The 19,714-nt window shown below is 68.4% G+C and carries 22 protein-coding genes; 12 read left to right on the top strand and 10 right to left on the bottom strand.

The genetic code is table 11. The features are described from left to right. Positions 1-160: 160 nt before the first annotated feature. A complete protein-coding gene (gene dapB, locus AC13GF_RS14990) occupies positions 161-880 on the bottom strand; it encodes a 4-hydroxy-tetrahydrodipicolinate reductase (RefSeq protein ID WP_483005137.1) in 720 nt (239 codons plus the stop codon). A gap of 90 nt (positions 881-970) precedes the next feature. Between dapB and AC13GF_RS14985 the strand changes: the two genes are divergently transcribed. The 4 genes from AC13GF_RS14985 (at position 971) to AC13GF_RS14970 (ending at position 3,412) form a co-directional block, all read left to right on the top strand. Next, on the top strand, positions 971-1,732 hold the full coding sequence (locus tag AC13GF_RS14985; RefSeq protein WP_483005136.1) for a 3-oxoacyl-ACP reductase: 762 nt from the start codon (positions 971-973) through the stop codon (positions 1,730-1,732). A 4-nt stretch (positions 1,733-1,736) separates the two neighbouring features. Continuing rightward, positions 1,737-2,132 (top strand): MerR family transcriptional regulator, encoded by a 396-nt coding sequence (locus tag AC13GF_RS14980; protein WP_483005135.1) that lies wholly within the window; start codon positions 1,737-1,739, stop codon positions 2,130-2,132. Positions 2,133-2,187: 55 nt separating this feature from the next. Further along, complete coding sequence (locus AC13GF_RS14975; RefSeq protein WP_483005134.1) at positions 2,188-2,769, top strand: NAD(P)H-dependent oxidoreductase; 582 nt, start codon at positions 2,188-2,190, stop codon at positions 2,767-2,769. Between the two features lie 181 nt (positions 2,770-2,950). Beyond that, a complete protein-coding gene (locus AC13GF_RS14970) occupies positions 2,951-3,412 on the top strand; it encodes a DUF4304 domain-containing protein (RefSeq protein ID WP_483005133.1) in 462 nt (153 codons plus the stop codon). A 107-nt stretch (positions 3,413-3,519) separates the two neighbouring features. On the opposite strand, the gene AC13GF_RS14965 is transcribed toward AC13GF_RS14970, so the two are convergent. Genes AC13GF_RS14965 through AC13GF_RS14955 form a run of 3 tightly spaced genes read right to left on the bottom strand, consistent with a single transcriptional unit; the run spans position 3,520 to position 5,881 of the window. Beyond that, entirely contained in the window at positions 3,520-3,765 is a 246-nt protein-coding gene (locus AC13GF_RS14965) for a DUF6587 family protein (RefSeq protein WP_483005132.1), read from the bottom strand. Continuing rightward, positions 3,765-5,630, bottom strand: a complete 1,866-nt coding sequence (feoB, locus tag AC13GF_RS14960) for a ferrous iron transport protein B (RefSeq protein WP_483005131.1) — start codon at positions 5,628-5,630, stop codon at positions 3,765-3,767. Before feoB ends, AC13GF_RS14965 begins: the two co-directional genes overlap by 1 nt. Beyond that, the gene (locus AC13GF_RS14955) at positions 5,627-5,881 is read right to left on the bottom strand and encodes a FeoA family protein (protein WP_005409473.1); all 255 of its coding nucleotides are present in this window, start codon (positions 5,879-5,881) and stop codon (positions 5,627-5,629) included. Before AC13GF_RS14955 ends, feoB begins: the two co-directional genes overlap by 4 nt. A gap of 119 nt (positions 5,882-6,000) precedes the next feature. Here AC13GF_RS14955 and AC13GF_RS14950 point away from each other — a divergent pair, with 119 nt between their 5' ends. The 6 genes from AC13GF_RS14950 (at position 6,001) to AC13GF_RS14925 (ending at position 10,109) form a co-directional block, all read left to right on the top strand. Further along, a complete protein-coding gene (locus tag AC13GF_RS14950; RefSeq protein WP_483005130.1) occupies positions 6,001-6,789 on the top strand; it encodes an enoyl-CoA hydratase/isomerase family protein in 789 nt (262 codons plus the stop codon). Positions 6,790-6,791: 2 nt separating this feature from the next. Continuing rightward, on the top strand, positions 6,792-7,193 hold the full coding sequence (locus AC13GF_RS14945; RefSeq protein ID WP_483005129.1) for a VOC family protein: 402 nt from the start codon (positions 6,792-6,794) through the stop codon (positions 7,191-7,193). Next, positions 7,190-8,086: a hydroxymethylglutaryl-CoA lyase gene (locus AC13GF_RS14940; RefSeq protein WP_483005128.1), complete on the top strand. Its 897-nt coding sequence runs from the start codon at positions 7,190-7,192 to the stop codon at positions 8,084-8,086. Before AC13GF_RS14945 ends, AC13GF_RS14940 begins: the two co-directional genes overlap by 4 nt. Positions 8,087-8,186: 100 nt before the next feature. Then, positions 8,187-8,957: an SDR family oxidoreductase gene (locus AC13GF_RS14935; RefSeq protein ID WP_043399005.1), complete on the top strand. Its 771-nt coding sequence runs from the start codon at positions 8,187-8,189 to the stop codon at positions 8,955-8,957. A 50-nt stretch (positions 8,958-9,007) separates the two neighbouring features. After that, a complete protein-coding gene (yeiP, locus tag AC13GF_RS14930; RefSeq protein WP_006363947.1) occupies positions 9,008-9,574 on the top strand; it encodes an elongation factor P-like protein YeiP in 567 nt (188 codons plus the stop codon). Continuing rightward, complete coding sequence (locus AC13GF_RS14925) at positions 9,564-10,109, top strand: hypothetical protein (protein ID WP_483005127.1); 546 nt, start codon at positions 9,564-9,566, stop codon at positions 10,107-10,109. The genes yeiP and AC13GF_RS14925 overlap by 11 nt, the downstream gene beginning before the upstream one ends. Positions 10,110-10,156: 47 nt before the next feature. Here AC13GF_RS14925 and AC13GF_RS14920 read toward each other — a convergent pair whose 3' ends face one another. The 4 genes from AC13GF_RS14920 to AC13GF_RS14905 form a co-directional block, all read right to left on the bottom strand. After that, positions 10,157-10,849, bottom strand: coding sequence for a COG3650 family protein (locus tag AC13GF_RS14920; protein ID WP_483005126.1), 693 nt, complete (start codon positions 10,847-10,849; stop codon positions 10,157-10,159). Positions 10,850-10,932: 83 nt separating this feature from the next. Further along, positions 10,933-11,325 carry a nuclear transport factor 2 family protein gene (locus AC13GF_RS14915; RefSeq protein ID WP_483005125.1) on the bottom strand — a complete coding sequence of 131 codons (393 nt, stop codon included), beginning with the start codon at positions 11,323-11,325 and terminating at the stop codon, positions 10,933-10,935. Further along, the gene (locus AC13GF_RS14910; RefSeq protein ID WP_483005124.1) at positions 11,306-14,455 is read right to left on the bottom strand and encodes a multidrug efflux RND transporter permease subunit; all 3,150 of its coding nucleotides are present in this window, start codon (positions 14,453-14,455) and stop codon (positions 11,306-11,308) included. The genes AC13GF_RS14915 and AC13GF_RS14910 overlap by 20 nt, the downstream gene beginning before the upstream one ends. A 36-nt stretch (positions 14,456-14,491) precedes the next feature. Then, positions 14,492-15,640, bottom strand: coding sequence for an efflux RND transporter periplasmic adaptor subunit (locus tag AC13GF_RS14905; protein WP_126929132.1), 1,149 nt, complete (start codon positions 15,638-15,640; stop codon positions 14,492-14,494). Between the two features lie 129 nt (positions 15,641-15,769). On the opposite strand from AC13GF_RS14905, the gene AC13GF_RS14900 reads away from it, so the two are divergent. Together AC13GF_RS14900 and AC13GF_RS14895 are read left to right on the top strand one after the other, a co-directional pair. Then, positions 15,770-16,486, top strand: coding sequence for a response regulator (locus tag AC13GF_RS14900; RefSeq protein WP_180836344.1), 717 nt, complete (start codon positions 15,770-15,772; stop codon positions 16,484-16,486). Further along, positions 16,486-17,562, top strand: a complete 1,077-nt coding sequence (locus AC13GF_RS14895; RefSeq protein WP_126929131.1) for an ATP-binding protein — start codon at positions 16,486-16,488, stop codon at positions 17,560-17,562. The genes AC13GF_RS14900 and AC13GF_RS14895 overlap by 1 nt, the downstream gene beginning before the upstream one ends. Here AC13GF_RS14895 and AC13GF_RS14890 read toward each other — a convergent pair. Together AC13GF_RS14890 and AC13GF_RS14885 are read right to left on the bottom strand one after the other, a co-directional pair. Then, on the bottom strand, positions 17,540-19,336 hold the full coding sequence (locus tag AC13GF_RS14890) for an Lnb N-terminal periplasmic domain-containing protein (protein WP_483005123.1): 1,797 nt from the start codon (positions 19,334-19,336) through the stop codon (positions 17,540-17,542). The two genes, AC13GF_RS14895 and AC13GF_RS14890, sit on opposite strands and share 23 nt — an antisense overlap. Positions 19,337-19,376: 40 nt before the next feature. Continuing rightward, complete coding sequence (locus tag AC13GF_RS14885; protein WP_049447145.1) at positions 19,377-19,676, bottom strand: DUF2388 domain-containing protein; 300 nt, start codon at positions 19,674-19,676, stop codon at positions 19,377-19,379. Positions 19,677-19,714: the final 38 nt, after the last annotated feature.

The following is a 19,714-nucleotide window of genomic DNA, read 5'->3' as shown; positions in this document are numbered from 1 at the left end:
CGCGCCAGCGGTTATCGCACTTGATGAACAGGCGATTGCGCATTCATTTCAATCCGGCGGCGTATGCGGGGTCCGCCGCCCGGTAGTGCCGGCCGCTGGCCGGCAATCCACACGCCTTCGGGCGCCCGCAAGCTGCCGGCCAGCGGCCGGCACTACCGACTTACTGCAGCAGGTCCCTTACCCGATAGCTGCCCGGGGCCCGGCCCTGCAGCTGGCGGGCGGCGAACAGGGCGCCGCGGGCGAAGATGTCGCGGTTGGTGGCCCGGTGCACCAGCTCGATACGCTCGCCCAGCCCGGTGAACTGCACCAGATGCTCGCCGACGATGTCACCGGCACGCAGGCTGGCGTACTGCGGCTCCGCCCCGCCCCGCTGCGCGGCCGCACCCAGGGTCAGCGCGGTGCCCGACGGTGCGTCCTTCTTCTGGGTGTGGTGCGATTCGACGATGTCGCAGTCCCAGCCGGCCAGCGCCTGCGCCGCGCGCTCGACCAGCTCGTCCAGCACCGCCACGCCCAGGCTGAAGTTCGAGGCCCAGACCAGCGGGATCTTCGCCGCCGCGGCCTCCAGCGCCTGACGCTGCGTGCTGGAGATGCCGGTGGTGCCCGAGACCAGCCCCGCACCACGTTCCACGCACAGTGCCAGCAGCGGGTCGAAGCCTTCCGGCAGGCTGAAGTCGATCGCCACGTCGAACACCGGCGCACCAGGCAGTTCGCTGGCGCCGAAGAACGGCACGCCGTCGACCACGCGCTGTGCCGGCGCGCGGCCGGTCACTGCGGCCACGATCTGCAGGGTTTCGGGTTGTTCGGCGGCCAGCCGCAGCAGGGCCTGGCCCATGCGCCCGGAGGCACCGTGAATGAGCAATCGCAGGGGAGTCTGGTTCATGCCTGCAGGCTAGCGGCAGCACGCCCGCTCCGGCAAGCGCCATCGCTGCTACGCTGCATGCCCTTTCATGCAATGGATGGCAGCTCCCTCATGCAGATCAGCGAACAGCTGGTGCTGGTCACCGGCGCCGGCCGCGGCCTTGGCAAGCACATCGCCCGCGCCTTCGCCGCCCAGGGCGCCCGCGTCATCATCAACTACCACCGCAGCGAAGCCGCCGCACGTACGCTGGCCACCGAGCTGGGCGGACAGGCGATCGCGCTGCCGGCCGACGTCACCGAACGCGCCCAGGTCGATGCGATGCTGCAGCACGCGCTGGCCCACTTCGGCCAAGGTGTCACCACCGTGGTCAACAACGCGCTGGCCACTTTCTCGTTCAATGGTGATGCCCGAGACGGCGCCGCGGATATCGGCTGGCCGGCCTTCCAGGCACAGTTCGAGGGCAGCGTGCGCGGTGCGCTGAACACCGTGCAGGCTGCCCTGCCCGGCATGCAGGCCCGTCGCTTTGGCCGCGTGATCAACATCGGCACCAACCTGTTCCAGAATCCGGTGGTGCCCTACCACGACTACACTGCCGCCAAGGCCGCCCTGCTGTCACTCACCCGCACCCTGTCCGGCGATCTCGGCCCGCATGGCATCACGGTAAACATGCTGTCCGGCGGCCTGCTGCGCACCACCGATGCCAGTGCCGCCACGCCGGAAGCGGTGTTCGACTACATCGCTGCCAACACCCCGCTGCGCAGCGTCACCACCCCCGCCGAGTTCGCCGATGCCGCGCTGTTCTTCGCCAGTCCCTGGTCACGCGCGGTGACCGGCCAGAACCTGGTGGTCGATGGCGGGCTGGTGCGGGACTGAGCCGATGCGCATCTCCGAGGTCAGCCGCCTGACCGGTGCCAGCGCCAAGGCCATCCGCCTGTACGAGGCGCGCGGCCTGTTACCGCCAGTGCCGCGCCTGAACCGCTACCGCGACTACAGCGAACAGGACGTGGCCTGGGTGCAGCTGATCCGCCACGCACTGGGGCTGGGCATCACCCTGGCCGCGATCTCCCGCCTGCAGGGTCGCGATGGACGGCTCAACTGGCCAGCGGTACTGGCCTTGCTTGAGCAGCAGCGCGGCCGCATTGCCGACGAGCGGGCGCGACTGGCGCAGGTCGAGCTTGCCCTGCAGCAGGTCAGCGACGAACTGCAGCAGTGGCTGCACTCCGGCAGCGGCGACTGCATCCTGGATCCCAGCGGCTGCACCACCCCGGTTTGACTCTGCCCCTGGGGCAGACCCCAACCTCGCGCACTTTCCATTGCCCGAGGTTGCCGTGTCCCGCTCCATCCTGATCCTGCTCGGCCATCCTGACCGTAACAGCCTGTGCGGCGCCCTCGCCCAGCGCTATGCCACCGCCGCCGAAAACGCCGGCCACCGGGTGCGCCTGATCGCATTGGGCGACCTTGAATTCGACCCGGTGCTGCGCCACGGCTACCGCCGGATCCAGACACTGGAAGCCGATCTGCTGGATGCCGCCGATGCGATCGAGGCCTGCGATCACCTGGTCCTGGTCTACCCCACCTGGTGGGGCGCGATGCCGGCCCTGCTGAAGGGCTTCTTCGACCGCGTGCTGTTGCCGGGCTACGCCTTCCGCTACCGGCGCGATTCGGTGTGGTGGGACCGGCTGCTGGCCGGGCGCAGCGCGCGGGTGATCACCACGCTGGATACACCTCCCTGGTACTACCGCTGGATCTACCGCGACCCGGGCATCAGCCAGATCCGCGCCACCATCCTGGAGTTCTGCGGCATCCGCCCGGTGCGGGTCAGCCGCGTGGGCGCGGTGCGCAGCAGTACTCCGGCACAACCCAGCAAGTGGCTGGCGCTGGCAGCGGAGCTGGGAGCACGGGCTCGGTAGATTCAGGCCATGGGCAAGGCGTGCGAACCAAGGTTCGCACCCACCTGGGGCGAGGGTTCCCACCCACCTGGAAGATTCGCCCCCACCTGGGGCGCTCGTTTGCGCGTGTCGCGTTTGCCAATTGACCGCCAGGCACTGCACCTCAAGGCTGTGGGCCCGTCTTCCGGCCCAGGCAACGCCCATGAAATCCTCGACTGTCTTCAGCAAGTGCGCCAGGAAGACCGGCTTTGCCGGCACGTCGACGACCCGCTACCGCTTGCTGGATGACGCACTGCTTGTCGTGAATCACCAACGCGCGAGCGAAAGCCGGGGCTTCTATGTGAATGCTGGACTCTACTTTCCAGAGCTGCTCGAGCACCCCCTCGCGCCTGACGATCTTGAAACGGCTTTCAGGTACCGCTCCAGCATTCCCACGCCCCATGTCGACTGGCGGATCGAAGAGACGCCAGGCCTGCGCCGGGCCTTCATCCAGCAGGATCTTGAAGATCTGCTGCAGGCCGGCAACCGCGACGCGCTGAAAGGCCTGCTGCTCTTTGCCCTTGCCGACGTGGCCGGTTTTGCGGCAACCCATGGAAACCGGGAATCGGTGCGGCGATTGAATCAGGATGGAAGCTTCCGGGCGATCATCCGCAGAGAGGTCTGAACCCGGGGAGCGTGCGAACCAAGGTTCGCACCCACAGGGCGAAGGTTCGCCCCCACCGGGCGAGGGTTCGCACCCACCAGGCGGCCGCGGTCGAGCATGGCTCGACGCTACTTCTTCGTCGGCCCGCAGCTGTCGCAACCGCCACAGGCGCCACCACTCCCGCTCGCCGGCGGCGCGACCTTCCGCCCCAGCGCCTGCAGCCAGGCAGCACGGCCCGGCTTCAGCAGGGCCAGCGCCAACGCACCGCGCAGCTTGCGCACGGTGCCGGGGAACTGCTTCTTCAGCACCACCCAGGCACTGACCAGCACGGCCACCGCGATGATCAGGTACTGCAGCAGCAGGCCGGTATCCATCAGCCGCCTCCCAGCGCCTTGGTCACCTGGTAGGTGATCAGCGCCGCCACGTAGGCCGCAGCAAACAGGTAGAACGCCGAGAAGGCCATCGTCTTCCACGAATTGGTCTCGCGCTTGATGGTGGCCAGCGTCGAGATGCACATCGGGGCGTAGATGTACCAGACCAGCAGCGACAGCGCGGTGGCCAGCGACCAGCCGTCGCTGATCAGCGGGGTCAGCGCCTGGCTGGCGGCATCGTCATCGGCCGCCGACAGCGCATACACGGTGGCCAGCGAGGACACCGCCACTTCGCGCGCGGCCAGGCCCGGGATCAGCGCGATGCAGATCTGCCAGTTGAAACCCAGCGGCGCGAAGAACACCGCCATCGCGTGGCCAATCTGGCCCGCGTAGCTGTAGTCGATGGCCGGCATCGTGGCGCCGGCCGGGGCCGCCGGGAATGACAGCAGCACCCACAACAGGATGGTCAGCGCCAGGATGATGCCGCCGACGCGCTTGAGGAAGATCATGCCACGCTCGTACAGGCCCACCGCCAGGTCGCGCACGTGCGGCAGCCGGTACGAGGGCAGCTCCAGCATCAGCGGATGCTCGCTCTTGTCGCGGCGCCACTTCTTCATGATCCACGACATCGCCAGCGCGCTGAGGATGCCCGCCGCGTACAGGCCGAACAGCACCAGGCCCTGCTGGTTGAACACGCCCCACACCGTCTTCTGCGGGATGAACGCACCGATCAGCAGCGCGTACACCGGCAGGCGCGCGGAACAGGTCATCAGCGGCGCCACCAGGATCGTGGCCAGGCGGTCACGCGGGTCCTGGATGCTGCGGGTGGACATGATGCCCGGCACCGCGCAGGCGAAGCTGGACAGCAGCGGGATGAACGAGCGGCCGGACAGGCCGGCGGCGGCCATCATGCGGTCGAGCAGGAACGCCGCACGCGGCAGGTAGCCGGATTCCTCCAGCACCAGGATGAAGAAGAACAGGATCAGGATCTGCGGCAGGAACACCACCACGCCACCGACACCGGCGATGATGCCGTCGGTCAGCAGGCTGGCCAGCGGCCCTTCCGGCAGCACGCTGCCGACGAAGGCGCCGAGCCAGGCGAAACCGGCCTCGATGGCGTCCATCAGCGGCGTGGCCCAGGCGTACACCGCCTGGAAGATCAGGAACATCACCACCGCCAGGCTGATCAGGCCGAACACCGGGTGCAGCAGCCAGCGGTCCAGCGCATCGTCGACCTTCGCGGTCCGTGCCGGCATGCGCACGGCCACCGACAGGATCTCGCGCACCTTGGCGTGGTAGTCGATGCCACCTTCCGGGCCCGGCACCGGCGCATCCAGGTGCGGCACCATCGCATCGAGGCGCTCGACCAGGGCCTTGGCACCCTGCTTGCGCACCGCCACGGTCTCCACCACCGGCACACCCAGCTCGCGCTCCAGCGCGGCCACGTCCACCTGGATGCCACGGCGCTGGGCCGCGTCGACCATGTTCAGCGCCACCACCATCGGCTTGCCCAGCTCGCGCAGCTCCAGCGCGAAACGCAGGTGCAGGCGCAGGTTGGTGGCGTCGATCACGCACAGCAGCACGTCCGGCGCGGCTTCGCCCGGGTAGAAACCCCGGCACAGGTCGCGGGTGATCGCCTCGTCCAGGCTGGCCGGATGCAGGCTGTAGGCGCCCGGCAGGTCGAGCACCGCGAATTCACGGCCGGACGGCGCACGCAGGCGGCCCTCCTTGCGTTCGACAGTGACGCCGGTGTAGTTGGCGACCTTCTGGCGGCTGCCGGTCAGCTGGTTGAACAGTGCGGTCTTGCCGCTGTTGGGGTTACCGACCAGCGCGATGCGCAGGGGGGCGGCAGTGGCAGTGGCGGTCATGCGCGTCGTTCCTGGCTGGCGGCGTCGACCACGACCCGCTTGGCTTCACTGATCCGCAGCGCGAAACGGGTGAACCCGACCTGCACCAGCAGCGGTTCGCCCCCCACCGGACCCTTGGCCACCAGGCGTACTTCCTCGCCCTTCACGAAACCCAGCTCGCGCAGGCGACGGGCGATGGCATCGTTGGCATGCAGGTCCTGCACGGACTCGACCACGGCCGAGGTGTGCAGCGGCAGTTCGGACAGCGTCATCTAGCGTGTTCTCTGCTGGATGTAAATGGTTCTCGATTCTAACATTCCCGCGTCGCGTCATGGCCCATGACCAATGGCCCGCTATGATCCATACAGGTATGGAGTGACCCTGGAATCCCATGAACGATGCTTCGCAGATCGAGCGCAGCGGCGCCACCCTCACGCTCTGGCTGAACCGGCCGGAGCTGCACAACGCCTTTGACGCCGGGCTGATCGCCCGGCTGACCGCCGCACTGGAAGCCGCCGGCCACGATGATTCGGTGCGCGCGGTGGTACTGGCCGGCCACGGCGCCTCCTTCTCGGCCGGTGCTGACATGCAGTGGATGCGCGGCATGGCTGCGGCCAGCGAGGCCGACAACCGCGAGGACTCGCTGGCCCTGGCGCGGCTGATGCGCACCCTGGACGAGCTGCCCAAGCCGACCCTGGCCCGGGTCCACGGCGCGGCCTTCGGCGGCGGCGTCGGACTGGTTGCCTGCTGCGACATTGCCATCGCCAGCACCTCGGCCCGTTTCGGCCTGACCGAAAGCCGCCTCGGCCTGCTGCCGGCGGTGATCTCGCCCTATGTGATCGAGGCCATCGGCCCGCGCCAGGCCCGTCGCTGGTTCGCCACCGGCGAGCACTTCGACGGCGAGACCGCGCTGCGCATCGGCCTGGTCCACCAGCTGGTCGAGCCCGAGCGCCTGGACGAGGCGGTGCAGCGCCAGCTGGCATTGCTCGACAAGGCCGGTCCGATCGCGTCCTCCAGCGCCAAACAGTTAGTGCGACAGGTCCGCGACAGCCATGACCGCGATGCCCTGGATCGCGATAATGCCGCCCTGATTGCGCGCCTGCGGGTGTCCGCCGAGGGCCAGGAAGGCCTCGGCGCCTTCCTCGACAAGCGCGCGCCCCACTGGGTCACGGAAGCCTGAACATGCTCGATCATCTTGGTTTGACCAGTGCCGACCTGGCGCGCAGCAAGACGTTTTTCCTGCAGGCGCTGGCGCCGCTGCAGATCGGCGTGGTGATGGAAGTCACCGCCGAACAGACCGGCGCGCACGACCACATCGGCTTCGGCAGCGACGGCAAGCCGTTCTTCTGGCTCGGCAATGGCGGCACCGCCAGCCACGGCGTGCACGTGGCCTTCGCCTGCGCCAGCCGCGCCCAGGTGGACGCCTTCCATGCCGCCGCCCTCGCCGCCGGCGGCCGCGACAACGGCGCCCCGGGCCTGCGCCCGTGGTACCACCCCGACTACTACGGCGCCTTCGTGCTCGACCCGGATGGCAACAACATCGAGGCGGTCTGCCACCGCCCCACCGCCGGGGAGGCCGCATGAGCGACTACGTCCGCATTGTCGAGGTCGGCCCGCGTGACGGCCTGCAGAACGAAAAACAGTCCGTCTCCACCGCCGACAAGATCGAACTGATCAACCGCCTGTCGGCCACCGGCCTGCGCAGCATCGAGGCGACCAGCTTCGTCAGCCCGAAGTGGATTCCGCAGCTGGCCGACGCCGCCGAGGTCTATGCCGGCATCCAGCGCCGGCCGGGCATCCACTACCCGGTACTGGTGCCGAATGAACAGGGCTACGACCGCGCCCGTGCGGTGGGCGTGGAGGAAGTGGCGGTATTCACCGCCGCGTCCGAGGCGTTCAACCGCACCAATACCAATGCCGGCATCGACGAGTCGCTGGCCCGCTTTGAGCCGATCCTGCGCCGTGCCGCCGCCGATGGCATGCGCGTACGCGGCTATGTCTCCACCGTGCTCGGCTGCCCCTACCAGGGCGACGTACCGCTGGCCGACGTGGTGCGGGTGGCGCGCACCCTGCACCAGATGGGCTGTTACGAAATCTCGCTGGGCGACACCATCGGCGTCGGCACCCCGCGCAAGGCACGGGTGATGCTGCAGGCGGTGGCCGCCGAGATCCCGATGGAAGCGCTGGCCGTGCACTTCCACGACACCTACGGCCAGGCCATCGCCAACATCGCCACCTGCCTGGAGGAAGGCGTGCGCGTGGTCGACAGTGCCGTCTCCGGCGCCGGTGGCTGCCCGTACGCGAAGGGCGCCAGCGGCAACGTCGCCAGCGAAGACGTGGTCTACCTGCTGCAGGGCCTGGGCCTGGACAGCGGCGTGGATCTGCCGGCACTGGCCGAGACCGGCCGCTGGCTGGCCGGCCTGCTCGGCCGCGCCACCGCCAGTCGCACCGGACAGGCGCTGGCCGCCGCCGGTTGACCGCCGCGCTGCGCCGCCCCGCAAGGGCGGCGCAGTGCACAACAGCGGCGGTCGCGGCTTCCGTTAGAATCGGCGGTTCTCGAACCTGCAGGACCGTTCAATGCAGCTGTCTTCCGTACGTGCCGTGATCACTGGCGGCGTCTCCGGCCTCGGCCTGGCCGTGGCCCAGCACCTCGTCGCCCAGGGCGGCAAGGTGGCCCTGTTCGACCTCAACGACGACAAGGGCGCTGCCGCCGTTGCCGGGCTGGGTGCCGACAAGGCCCGCTATTTCAACGTCAACGTCAGCGATGAGGCAGCCGTGGCTGCGGCCATCGACCAGGCCCACGACTTCCTCGGCGGCCTGAACGTGGCGATGAACTGCGCCGGCATCCTCGGCGCCGGCCGCGTGCTCGGCAAGGAAGGCCCGATGCCGCTGGCCGGCTTCCAGGGCACGGTGATGGTCAACCTGGTCGGCAGCTTCAACGTCGCCAAGGCCGCCGCCAACCGCATGCAGCACAATGAAGCCGGCACCGACGGCGAGCGCGGCGTGATCATCAACACTGCCAGCATCGCCGCCTATGAAGGCCAGATCGGCCAGGCCGCGTATGCCGCCAGCAAGGGTGGCGTGGTGTCGATGACGCTGCCGATGGCACGCGAACTGTCGCGCTTCGGCATCCGCGTCAATACCATCGCTCCGGGCGTGTTCTGGACGCCGATGGTCGACGGCATGCCTGAAGCCGTACAGCAGTCGCTGGCGGCCTCGATTCCGTTCCCGTCGCGCCTGGGCAAGCCGGAAGACTTCGCCAGCCTCGTCGGCTTCATCCTCGGCAACACCTACCTCAACGGCGAGACCATCCGCCTGGACGGCGCTACCCGCCTCGCTCCGAAGTGATCCCCCCCCGGGCGCCGGGACGGCGCCCTCCCCCAACGACCTAGATCACCATGAAAGCCAACGACATCAAGAAGGGCAACGTCGTCGAGTTCAACAACGGCGTGTACCAGATCCGCGACATCGAGCGCAGCTCGCCGCAGGGTCGCGGCGGCAACGTCCGCTTCCGCTTCATCATGTACAGCGTGCCGGGCGGCAACAAGCTCGACGCCAGCTTCGATGCCGACGACAACCTGGTCGAAGTCGAACTGCTGCGCCGCCAGTCCACCTATTCGTACAAGGACGGCGATGCGTTCGTGTTCCTCGATGACGAGGACTACACCCCCTACACCCTGGACGCGGACGTGATCGGCGACGACGCCGGCTACATCACCGACGGCCTGACCGGCATCTACGTGCAGGTGATCGACGAGCAGCCGGTGGCGATCCAGCTGCCGGCCTCGGTGGTGCTGGAAGTGATCGAGACGCCGCCGGAACTGAAGGGTGGTACCGCCACCAAGCGCCCGAAGCCGGCCAAGCTCAACACCGGCATCGAGATCATGGTGCCGGAGTACATCGTCAACGGCGAGCGCGTGCTGGTGAATACCGCCACCGGCGAATTCGCTGGCCGTGCCGACTAAGCGCCTTGCGCTGATCGGTTGCCTGTCCCTGCTTGCGGCGTGTTCGCCGCAGGCAGCGGACAGCACGGCCGATGCTGCGCCGAAGGCAGCGCCTGTCGAACCGGCGGTGACGGCCGCATCGGCGGTGGAGACACCGGCCGCCGTGGAGGCCACCGCCGAAGCGGAGCCCTCTGCCGACCTGTCCTCGGGCGATGAGGCGCTGGACAAAGCACGTGCCGCCGCAGGCTGTCCGGTCCCGGAAGATGTGTATGACGTCGACGACGTGCGCATCTACTGCTCGATGCCGGCTGACGTCCAGGCCTTCCTCGCACGTGAGAACACCTGCCAGCATTTTGCAGGCGAGGAGCCGTACGACGACGAGCGTCGCCGCGAACTGGAAGAGGCCGGCGCGAAGTACTGCGAGGGCCGCGAGAAGATCTTCACCGATCTGATCGCGCGTCATCGCGGTGACTGTGCGATCCGCGAAGCGCTGATCGGAATCAACGGTCGCTATGACCTGGACTTCGAGCTGGACCTGAAGCCCTGCGAGGGCTGATCCCTCGATGATGTAGAGCCGGGCATGAGCTCGGCTCTACGGATGGCTTACGGCTGCTTCGCGCCGAAATTGCCGCAGCCGTGGTACTGGCGGGTGCCGATGGTCAGATTCACCTTGGCCTCGAACGCCTCGCCACTCATGTCGTCCTGGCAGGTAGTGCGCTGGAAGCTGAGCTTGACGTCGGTGCCATCGGACGCCTTGCCACTCCATCCGTCAGCACCTTCGGTGGGCTTGGCGACATCGAAACGACGCTCACCGTAATCCACTTCCACCTGCAGGCCCGGCGTGTCGCCGTCGACAACCGCCAGCCAGCCGGGCTCATTGCCGGTGGCACGGAACGCGGCATTGCCGGCGCTGCCATCGCCCTCGGTGGCTTCCACCGCATGGCACTCGCGGTCCGCCTCGCCCTTGAGGCTCAGCAGGCCGTCATCGCTGCCTTTGGTCCAGAAGCTGTTGCCCTGGCCATCGCCGTACTTGGCGCCGGATGCCGCGCGCTCGGAGGTCATGGCGAAGGTGCGATCACCGATCACCACCGTGGCCGCATCCTCACCATTGAAGGTCGCGCGCACGCTCAGATCACCACACTGGTAGGTGGTCTCGCTGCCACCTTCGGTGCTGGCGCCCGGCGGCGGCGTGGCAGGCGCAGCATCATTGCCGCCTGCAGCAGGCGGCGGGGCCGGCTGGCACGCGGCCAGCACCAACCCGAGGGAGGCTGCCAACAGACTGGGAACTACACGCATGGCTCGACTCCTTGTCGACACTACAGAGAGGCTCGACCCTACCACCTGTCGGTGAGCGGGGCCTGAAAGCGGCCTGACCGCACTCATGCGGCCAGTACCGCCATCGACAACAGCTGCGCGCCGCTTTCGCCGGAACTGCAGGTCCACACCCGCAGCAGGCGCAGTTTCAGCTCGCGCTCCTGGCCCCGCCCGCACACCGACAAGCGCACGTCGCTGGACAACAATGCCAGGCGCCCGCACAGCAGCGTTTCCACCGCGTACGACTGCAGGCTGCGCACCTGCAGGTTTCCGGCCAGCCAGTCGCCCAGCCAGGGCAGATCGAGCATGCGCCCGCCCTGCCCGTCCATCATGAACAATGCCGGCGATACCAGCGCGGTCAGCGCATCGTGGTCGTCATCCAGCAATGCCTGCCGCAGGCGCTGTTCCAGCGCTGCCAGCTGCCGCTCATGCAGGTCTTCAACGATGTCCCGTTCCATCCACGGATCCTTCCGGCATCGGCCGGCGCCTGCGCAGGCGTTGCGCGATCCATTGCCGCGCGCCCTGCACTACTACATAGAAGACCGGCACGAAGAACACCGCCAGCACCGTCGCACTGACCATGCCGCCGAACACACCGGTTCCAATCGCCTGCTGGGTTTCCTTCGACGCGCCCTGCGCCAGCATCAGCGGCACCACGCCCAGCGCGAACGCGAGCGAGGTCATCACGATCGGCCGCAGGCGCAGCCGCGCCGCCTCCAGCGCTGCTTCAACCAGGCCGCGACCCTGCTGCTGCAGCTGGCGCGCGAACTCGACGATGAGGATCGCGTTCTTCGCCGACAGCCCGATCACGGTGATCATGCCGACCTTGAAGAACACGTCGTTGGGCATGCCCCGCAACAGCACCGCAGCAACCGCACCGAGCAGGCCCAGCGGCACCACCAGCATCACCGCCAGCGGGATCGACCAGCTCTCGTACAGTGCCGCCAGCACCAGGAACACCACCAGCATCGACAGCAGCAACAGCCACGGCGCCTGCGCCCCCGATTCCCGCTCCTGCAGCGACTGGCTGGTCCACTGCAGGGCAAAACCGGACGGCAGCTTCTCCGCCAACCGCTCCATCTCCGCCATGGCCTGGCCGGTCGACACGCCGGAGGCCGGTGCGCCGGACAGGTTCAACGCTGGGAAGCCGAGATAGCGCTGCAGCTGCAGCGGCGCCTCGGTCCAGTGCGGCGTCACCAGTTCCGACAACGCCACCATGCCGCCGTCGCTGTTGCGCACGTACAGCTTCAGCACGTCCTCCAGCTCCATCCGGTGGGGTGCATCTGCCTGCAGGATCACCTGCTGCAGCCGCCCCTTGTTGGGGAAGTCGTTGACGTACTGCGAGCCCATCGCCGCCGACAGCGTGCTGCTGATCTGCTCGAACCCCACGCCCATCGCCTCAGCCTTGGCACGGTCGATGTCCAGCCGCACGCTGGTACCTGCTGGCAGGCCATCGGCATGCACCTCCGACAGCAGCGGGCTGGCCTCGGCCAGCTTCAGCAGCTGCTGCAGCCCAGCGCGCAGCTCTGCCTGGCTCTGCCCGGTGCGCGCCTGCAGGGCGAGCGAGAAGCCGGACGAACGCCCCAGGCTGTCGATGGCCGGCGGCATCACGCTCATCACCTCGCCCTCGGCAATCGTGGCCATTGCCTTCTGCGCGGCCTCCACTTCGCCGGCTGCGGTAGCGCCTGCACGCTCGCCCCAGTCCTTCAGCATGGTGTACGTCAGCGCCGCGCTCGGACCGGAACCGGAGAAGCTGTAGCCGAGGATCGACTGGTTTGAGCCGATGCCCGGGCGTGACGCTACATGCCGTTCGTAGGCTTCCACCACGGCCAGCGTGCGTTCGGCGGTGGCTTCGGCCGGCAGCTGGATCGAGGTCATGAAATAGCCCTGGTCCTCTTCCGGCAGGAAGGCGCCCGGCAACCAGTGCAGGCCCAGCAGTAGCGCCACTACCAGCGCGGCGAACACGCCCATGACCCGCCCGCTCCGCCGCAGCACCGACGCCACTCCACGCTGGTAACGCCCGGTCATCCGCTCGAAGCCACGATTGAAGGCGCCGAACAGCCCGCCACGACCATGATGGCCATGGGTGTTCGGGCGCAGCAGCGTCGCGCACAGCGCCGGGGTGAGGCTCAATGCCAGCAGCGCCGAGAACAGGATCGACACCGCCATCGCCACGGTGAACTGGCGGTAGATCGCGCCCACCGAGCCGCTGGCCAACGCCATCGGGATGAACACCGCGGTCAGCACCAGGGTGATGCCGATCACTGCGCCGGTCAGCTCACGCATCGCCTTGATGGTCGCCTCGCGCGGCGGCAAGCCCTCCTCGGCCATGATCCGTTCCACGCCTTCGACCACCACGATGGCGTCGTCGACAATGATGCCGATTGCCAGCACCATTCCGAACATGGTCAGCACGTTGATCGAGAAGCCCAGCGCCAGCATCACCGCGAAGGTGCCCAGCAGCGCGATCGGTGCGACCAGTGCCGGAATCAGCGTGTAGCGCCAGTTCTGCAGGAACAGGTACATCACCGCGAACACCAGCAGCATCGCCTCCAGCAGCGTCTGCACCACCTTCTGGATCGAGATTTTGACGAACGGTGCGGTGTCGAACGGAATGCTCGACTCCACGCCGCGCGGCAGCAGCGGCACCAGCTCTGCCATGCGCTCGCGCACTGCCGAAGCAGTACGCACCGCATTCGCGCCCGGGCGCAGCTGCACGCCGGCGGCAGTGGCCGGATGGCCATCTTCGCGGGTGCCCCAGGCATAGCTCTGCGCGCCCAGCTCGACGCGGGCGACATCGCCCAGCACCACCCGCGAGCCGTCGGCCCCGGCGCGCAGCACGATGGCAGCGAACTGCTCCGGCGTGGACAGCTGGCCATCGGCGCTCAACGGCACGGTGATGCGCTGGCCCGGCACACCCGGCGAATCGCCGATGCGCCCCGGCGAGATCTCCAGGTTCTGCTGCTCGATGGCAGCGGCCACGTCACCCATGGTCAGCCCGTAGCCGGTCAACCGGGTCGGGTCCAGCCACACGCGCATCGCCTGTTCGGCACCGAACAGCTGCACGCGGCCGACGCCATCGATGCGGCGCAGCTCTTCAATGATGTTGCGCGCCATGAAGTCGCCCAGTGCGGCCTCGCTGACGCTGGCATCCGGCGAACGCAGGCCGACCAGCATCAGGAAGCCGGAATCGGCGGCCTCCACGAACAGGCCGTTCTGGCGCACGCTGCGCGGCAGGCGCGGCTCGATCGCCTTGATCCGGTTCTGCACGTCCACCTGCGCCAGCTCCGGGTTGGTACCCGGCTTGAAGGTGGCGGTGATCGAGGCTTCGCCGGAGGTGTCCACCGACGACTCGAAGTACAGCAGGTGCTTGACGCTGGACAGCTCGCGCTCGATCAGCCCGACCACCGCGTCATTCAGCGTCTGCGGGCTGGCACCCGGGTAGCTGGCATAGATGCTGACGCTGGGCGGGGCGACCGCCGGGTAGCGCTCCACCGCCAGCCGCGGGATCGCCAGCACGCCGGCCAGGATGATGAAGATCGCCAGCACCCAGGCGAACACCGGGCGATCGATGAAGAAACGTGCCATGTTGGATTTCCCTGGAGGGACCAGCCCGGTAGAGGCTCAGCCCTTGCTACCGGCCTGCACCGCGCCGGCGCTGGCGACCGGCATCTGCCAGTCGCGCGCATCGACCACCACGCCTTCCTGCAGGCGTTCCTGGCCCTCGACCACCACCTTCTCGCCGGCCTTCAGGCCCGTGCGCACCAGCCACTGGCGATCAACGCTGCCGTCGACCTCCAGCGTGCGGATCACCGCCTTGCCATCGCCGCCGATCACCCAGGCATAGGCCTGGCCACCGGCGCTGCGCAGCACGGCCTGCTGCGGCACGGTCAGTGCACTGGCCGGCGCCCCCCGCGGCACCTTCGCGCGCACGTACATGCCGGGCAGCAGCTGGCGCTGCGGGTTGTCGACCAGGATACGGAGGATCACATCACCGGTACGCGCATCGACGTTGATGCCGGAGAACAGCATCTGCCCACGCTCGGACAGCGGCTTGCCGGCCGCACCGATGATCGTCACCGGCAGCTCGCCGCCGCCGGCAGCGCTGCGCTGCAGCGACTCCAGCTGCGCAGCCGGCTGGCGCACATCGACGTAGACCTGGTCGATCTGCTGCACCACCGCCATCGGCTCGGCATCGGCTACGCCGACCAGTGCGCCTTCGGTCACCAGCGCCTGGTCGATGCGGCCGGCAATCGGTGCACTGACCGTGGCGTAGCGCAGGTCGAGCTGGCGACGCGCCAGGATCGCGCGCGCTTCGTTCACCGCGGCACGGGCCTGTTCGTACTCGGCACTGGCATCGTCGCGGTGCTGCTGGCTGACGGCCTGTGCGGCGGCCAGTGCATGCAGGCGCTGCGACTGCACGCGACTGCGGCCCAGGGCTGCCTCACTGCGCTGCAGCGCGGCCAGTGCCGAGTCGACATCGGCCCGGAAGGCCGCCGGATCGATCTGGAACAGGGCCTGGCCGGCGCTCACTTCCGCACCCTGGTCAAACAGGCGGCGCTGCACGATGCCGCCCACCTGGGCACGGATCTGTGCAGTGCGTACGGCGGCCACGCGGCCGGGGAGTTCGTCATCGCGCTGCACCACCTGCGGGCCGACGGTGACCACGCTGACGCGTGGCGTTGCTTCGGGCGTGGCTTCGGGGGCGGAACAGGCCGTCATGGCCAGGGCGAGGGCCGCGATCAACGCGACCGGAGTCCTGAAGGTTCTCATTGCTGTGCACAATGCCGCGCGGGCGGCTGATAGGTTCTGAAGCGCAGAGTGTGCGTGGCGATGATGGGGTTTCGATGGAGGAACTGTGGAGATACGATGGAGGCAAGCACCTTAAGGCCCCGCCCCTGCATGCATGCCGCCCCTGCCCTCGCCGCCCTCGTCCTGATCGTCGAGGATGAGGCCGAGATCGCCGACATTCTCACCGCCTATCTGGAACGCGAAGGACTGCGTACGCTGCGCGCCGCCGACGGCCACAGCGCACTGGACCTGCACCGCAGCGCCCGCCCCGACCTGGTCCTGCTCGATGTACAGCTGCCGCGCCTGGATGGTTGGAGCGTGCTGACCCAGCTGCGCCAGCGCGGCGAAACGCCGGTGATCATGCTGACCGCGCTGGACCAGGACCTGGACAAGCTGACCGCACTGCGCATGGGCGCCGACGACTACGTGGTCAAGCCGTTCAATCCAGCCGAGGTGGCAGCGCGCGTGCGCGCCGTGCTGCGCCGTACGTTGCGCGCCTCGCGCGTGGACGCACCGACCGCGCTGCGGGCGGGCCCGCTGCTGATCGACTCGGCTACCCATGCCGTGCATGTGGAAGGCGACGGCTACAGCCACGAAGTGCTGCTCACGCTCACCGAGTTCAAGCTGCTGCACTGCATGGCGCTGGCGCCGACCCGCATCTTCAGCCGCAGCGAACTGATGCACGAATGCCTGCCGGAAAGCGAGGCGCTGGAGCGCACGGTCGACAGCCATGTCAGCAAGCTGCGCCGCAAGCTGGATGAAGTGGGCATGGTCAATGTTCCGGCCAGCGTGCGCGGTGTCGGCTACCGGTTGATGGCCGACCGCTGATGGCCCGCCTGCGCCGCTCCGGGCTCAGCCGCCACATCATCGTCTCGATGTCGCTGATGGTGATCGGCGTCATCGTGATGATGATCCTGTCGTCGTGGCTGCTGTACGCGGTGCTGGTCGAGTTCTTCCCCGGCAGTGCCGAAGAGCCGGAAAGCTGGCTGCCGACCGGGCCGGAGCTGGCATGGATGGTCGGGGTGATCCTGACCGGCCTGGCACTGGCCATCGCCGCCTCGTTCCGCCTTGCCCACCGCATCCTGTCGCCCTTGAATTCGCTGGTCGACAGCGTGCGCGCGCTCGCCGGCGGCGACCTCGGTGCGCGCGCCAGCGTCGAGGAAAACTCACCGGGCGAAGTGGCCACCCTGGTCGAGGATTTCAATGCGATGGCGCGCCGCCTGCAGCACATGGAGAGCGAGCGTGCGATGTGGCATGCGGCCATCGCCCATGAACTGCGGACCCCGGTGACGATCCTGCGCGGGCGTCTGCAGGGGCTGGCCGAGGGCGTGTTCCAGCCGGACGAATCCCAGTTCCGCAGCCTGCTGGCGCAGGTCGAGGGCCTCTCGCGCCTGATCGAGGATCTGCGCGTGCTGAGCCTGTCCGACAACGCGCGGCTGGACGTACGCCGCGCGCGCACCGATGTGGTGGCCGAAGTGCATTCGGTGATGACCCTGGTCGATCCGCAGTTCCGCGCCGCCGGCTTCGTGCTGGAGCTGGAAACCAGCCGCGAGGAACACAACGCGCACTGCGACCCCACGCGCCTGCGCCAGGCGCTGCTGGCGCTGCTGGAAAACGCGCGCCGCTACGCCAGCCCGGGCAAGGTACGGATTGCCGTGCATGACACACCGGGCCATGTGCAGGTGGCGATCGAGGATGAGGGCCCGGGCATCGATCCGGAGCTGCACGCCGACATCTTCAGCCCGTTCATGCGTGCCGACGGCTCGCGTTCACGCCAGGGCGGTGGCAGCGGCCTCGGCCTGGCGGTGGTCAAGGCCATTGCCGATGCGCACGGCGGTCGCGTCTACTGCACGACGGGCAACGCCGGTGGCAGCCGTTTCGTCATCGAGCTGCCGCGCCAGTAGCGGGCGTGGCTGCCTGTTCCCGCAGGCGCGCGCCGAGTGCGGCGAGGTTGGCATCGATCGCATCCATCTCGTTGCGCTGGCCCACCGGCAACTGCTGGCGCAGCTGCACGCGCAGCGCCTGCCAGGCCGGCACCGCCTCTGCACTGGCAGTGGCAACCGCTTCGGCCAGCACCGCCTGCTCATCGGCCAGCGGCAACCCGTAGCCATCGTCGACCAGCAGCGTACCCGGGCGCAGCCATTGCCCACCCTGCTCCAGCAGCTGGCGCAGGCCGCGAGTCTCGGCACTGTCCGGTGCCGCCAGCAAGCGCCGTTTCAGCACATCGCGCGCGCGCAGTTCGGCGCGGCGTTGCGCAGCCTGTTCCAGCAGCAGCAGCCCGGCGCTGGCACGCAGGTCACCCTGCAGCAGCCACGGCGCACGCTGTCGTGCGGGCAACTTCAGCCAGCCGCGCACATCGTGCACCGGCAGCCCCAGCTGTGAGCTCGCCACCGCGAACAACTGCTGATAGTGATCGCGCGCCGAGGCAAAATAGTAGCCCTGCGCCTGCGCTGCATTGCGGTCCGTCAGCACCTGTTCGTCCAGCACCTGCAGCCGGGACAGCCTGCGCTTCAACCCGCGCGGACTCAGTTGCGCCAGCCCGGCCTCGCCCAGGCGCGGCACACCCGCCTGCAGCAGCTTTGCGGTTTCCACCGCGCAGTTGTTGCTGACGAAGTAATAGCGCCCGTCATAGCTCCAGTGCACCTGTGCAGTGCGCTCGAGCAGGCTGGCGATCTCGCCGGGCGACAACTGCAACGGCAGCGACTGCAACCCACGCAGTTCCACCTTGGTGTACTCGTCCACCACCTGCTGCAGCGGCAGCACGAACAGGCGCGACGGATAGCCACCGGTCAGGCCACGCCAGTTGGAAATCTGCACATCGCCCACGAATGCGCGGAACGACAGCACGCGGTGATATTCCAGGTCCAGGCGACAGTCCGGCCCCGGCGCACGGCCCGGCCGGCAGATCACCAGCCGCAGCATGCTGTGGCCCCAGCGGCTCATCGGCTGCGCACTACCTTCGGCGAACAGGTAATCCACGGCGTAGACACGCGAGGGATCGAGCTGCAGCAGCGATGCCGCACCCTCTTCCGATTCGGCCTGCAGCAATGGCAACGTGGCCGCGCAGTGCGACTGCGGCAGCGATGGCGGGGTTCCGAAATGGGCCTGGTACCACTGCGCCAGCGCCGGGCGCCGGCAGGCAAACTCGCCATCGAGCACGAAATGCTCGGCGTTCACTGCCAGGTACTCGGCCGGGTCCTTCAGCTCATAGGCATCCGGACTACGGTCACGGAAGTCGTTGCCACCACGGCCGAGATGCCAGGGCTTGCGCTGCCATCCGGCCAGATCACGCCAGCGCACACTGCGCGACCAGTTCGCCCCCGTACGGTCGGCAACATGGGTCAGTTCGTGCACCAGCGCGCTGCGGCGTGCGCGGCGCGCGCCGGGCACGGCATCATCCAGCAACTCACGACGCAGGGCGATGCGCCCGGCAAAAGCGCGGCCGTGCACATCGGCCGGCAGGTCATCACTCCAGCGCACCTGGACCTGGGCCGGCAATGCGCGCAGCAGGCCATCAGGCAGCAGTGCCTGCACGTCGGCCAAGGTCTGGCTGGCGAGCTGCTCCTGTGCCGGATCGAGACCGGACGGATCAAGCTGCAGGCGATCAGCGGCGTGCGCGACGTGAGCGATCAGCAGTAGAGCCACGCCATGCGTGGCTGCGTTCCGTGCAGATGTCATGGCGTTGCCGGCCAGCGGCCGGCACTACCCGAAGGCGGGATCAACGCGCCAGCAGCGCGCGAGCCAGTTCCAGATCGCTCTGCTGCTGTGCGGCAGCGCTCTGCTCACGCAGGTGGACCAGCGCGGCCTGCAGGCGGGCGCCACGGATCTGGCCATCGCTGGCGACAAACGCAGCGGCATCGTCGCGTGCAGCCAGCACCACCTTGTCGTCACCCGAGCTGCTGCCCGAGGAACCGGAGGAGGCACCGGTCGCCGAACCGGCCGACGTGCCGGCGAAGCTGGAAGCGAAGCCGGCCAGCGGCAGGGACAGCAGGGCGAGCAGCAGAAGCGGACGGGTCATCGGTTCGAAGCCGGTTGTGAGGAAGCGTGGAGCGTAAC

The sequence above is a fragment of the Stenotrophomonas sp. 22LJNL06-5-1 genome, from assembly GCF_056861455.1.
The sequence above is the reverse complement of the archived record's forward strand: the minus strand, read 5'-3'. Positions and strand labels throughout refer to the sequence as shown.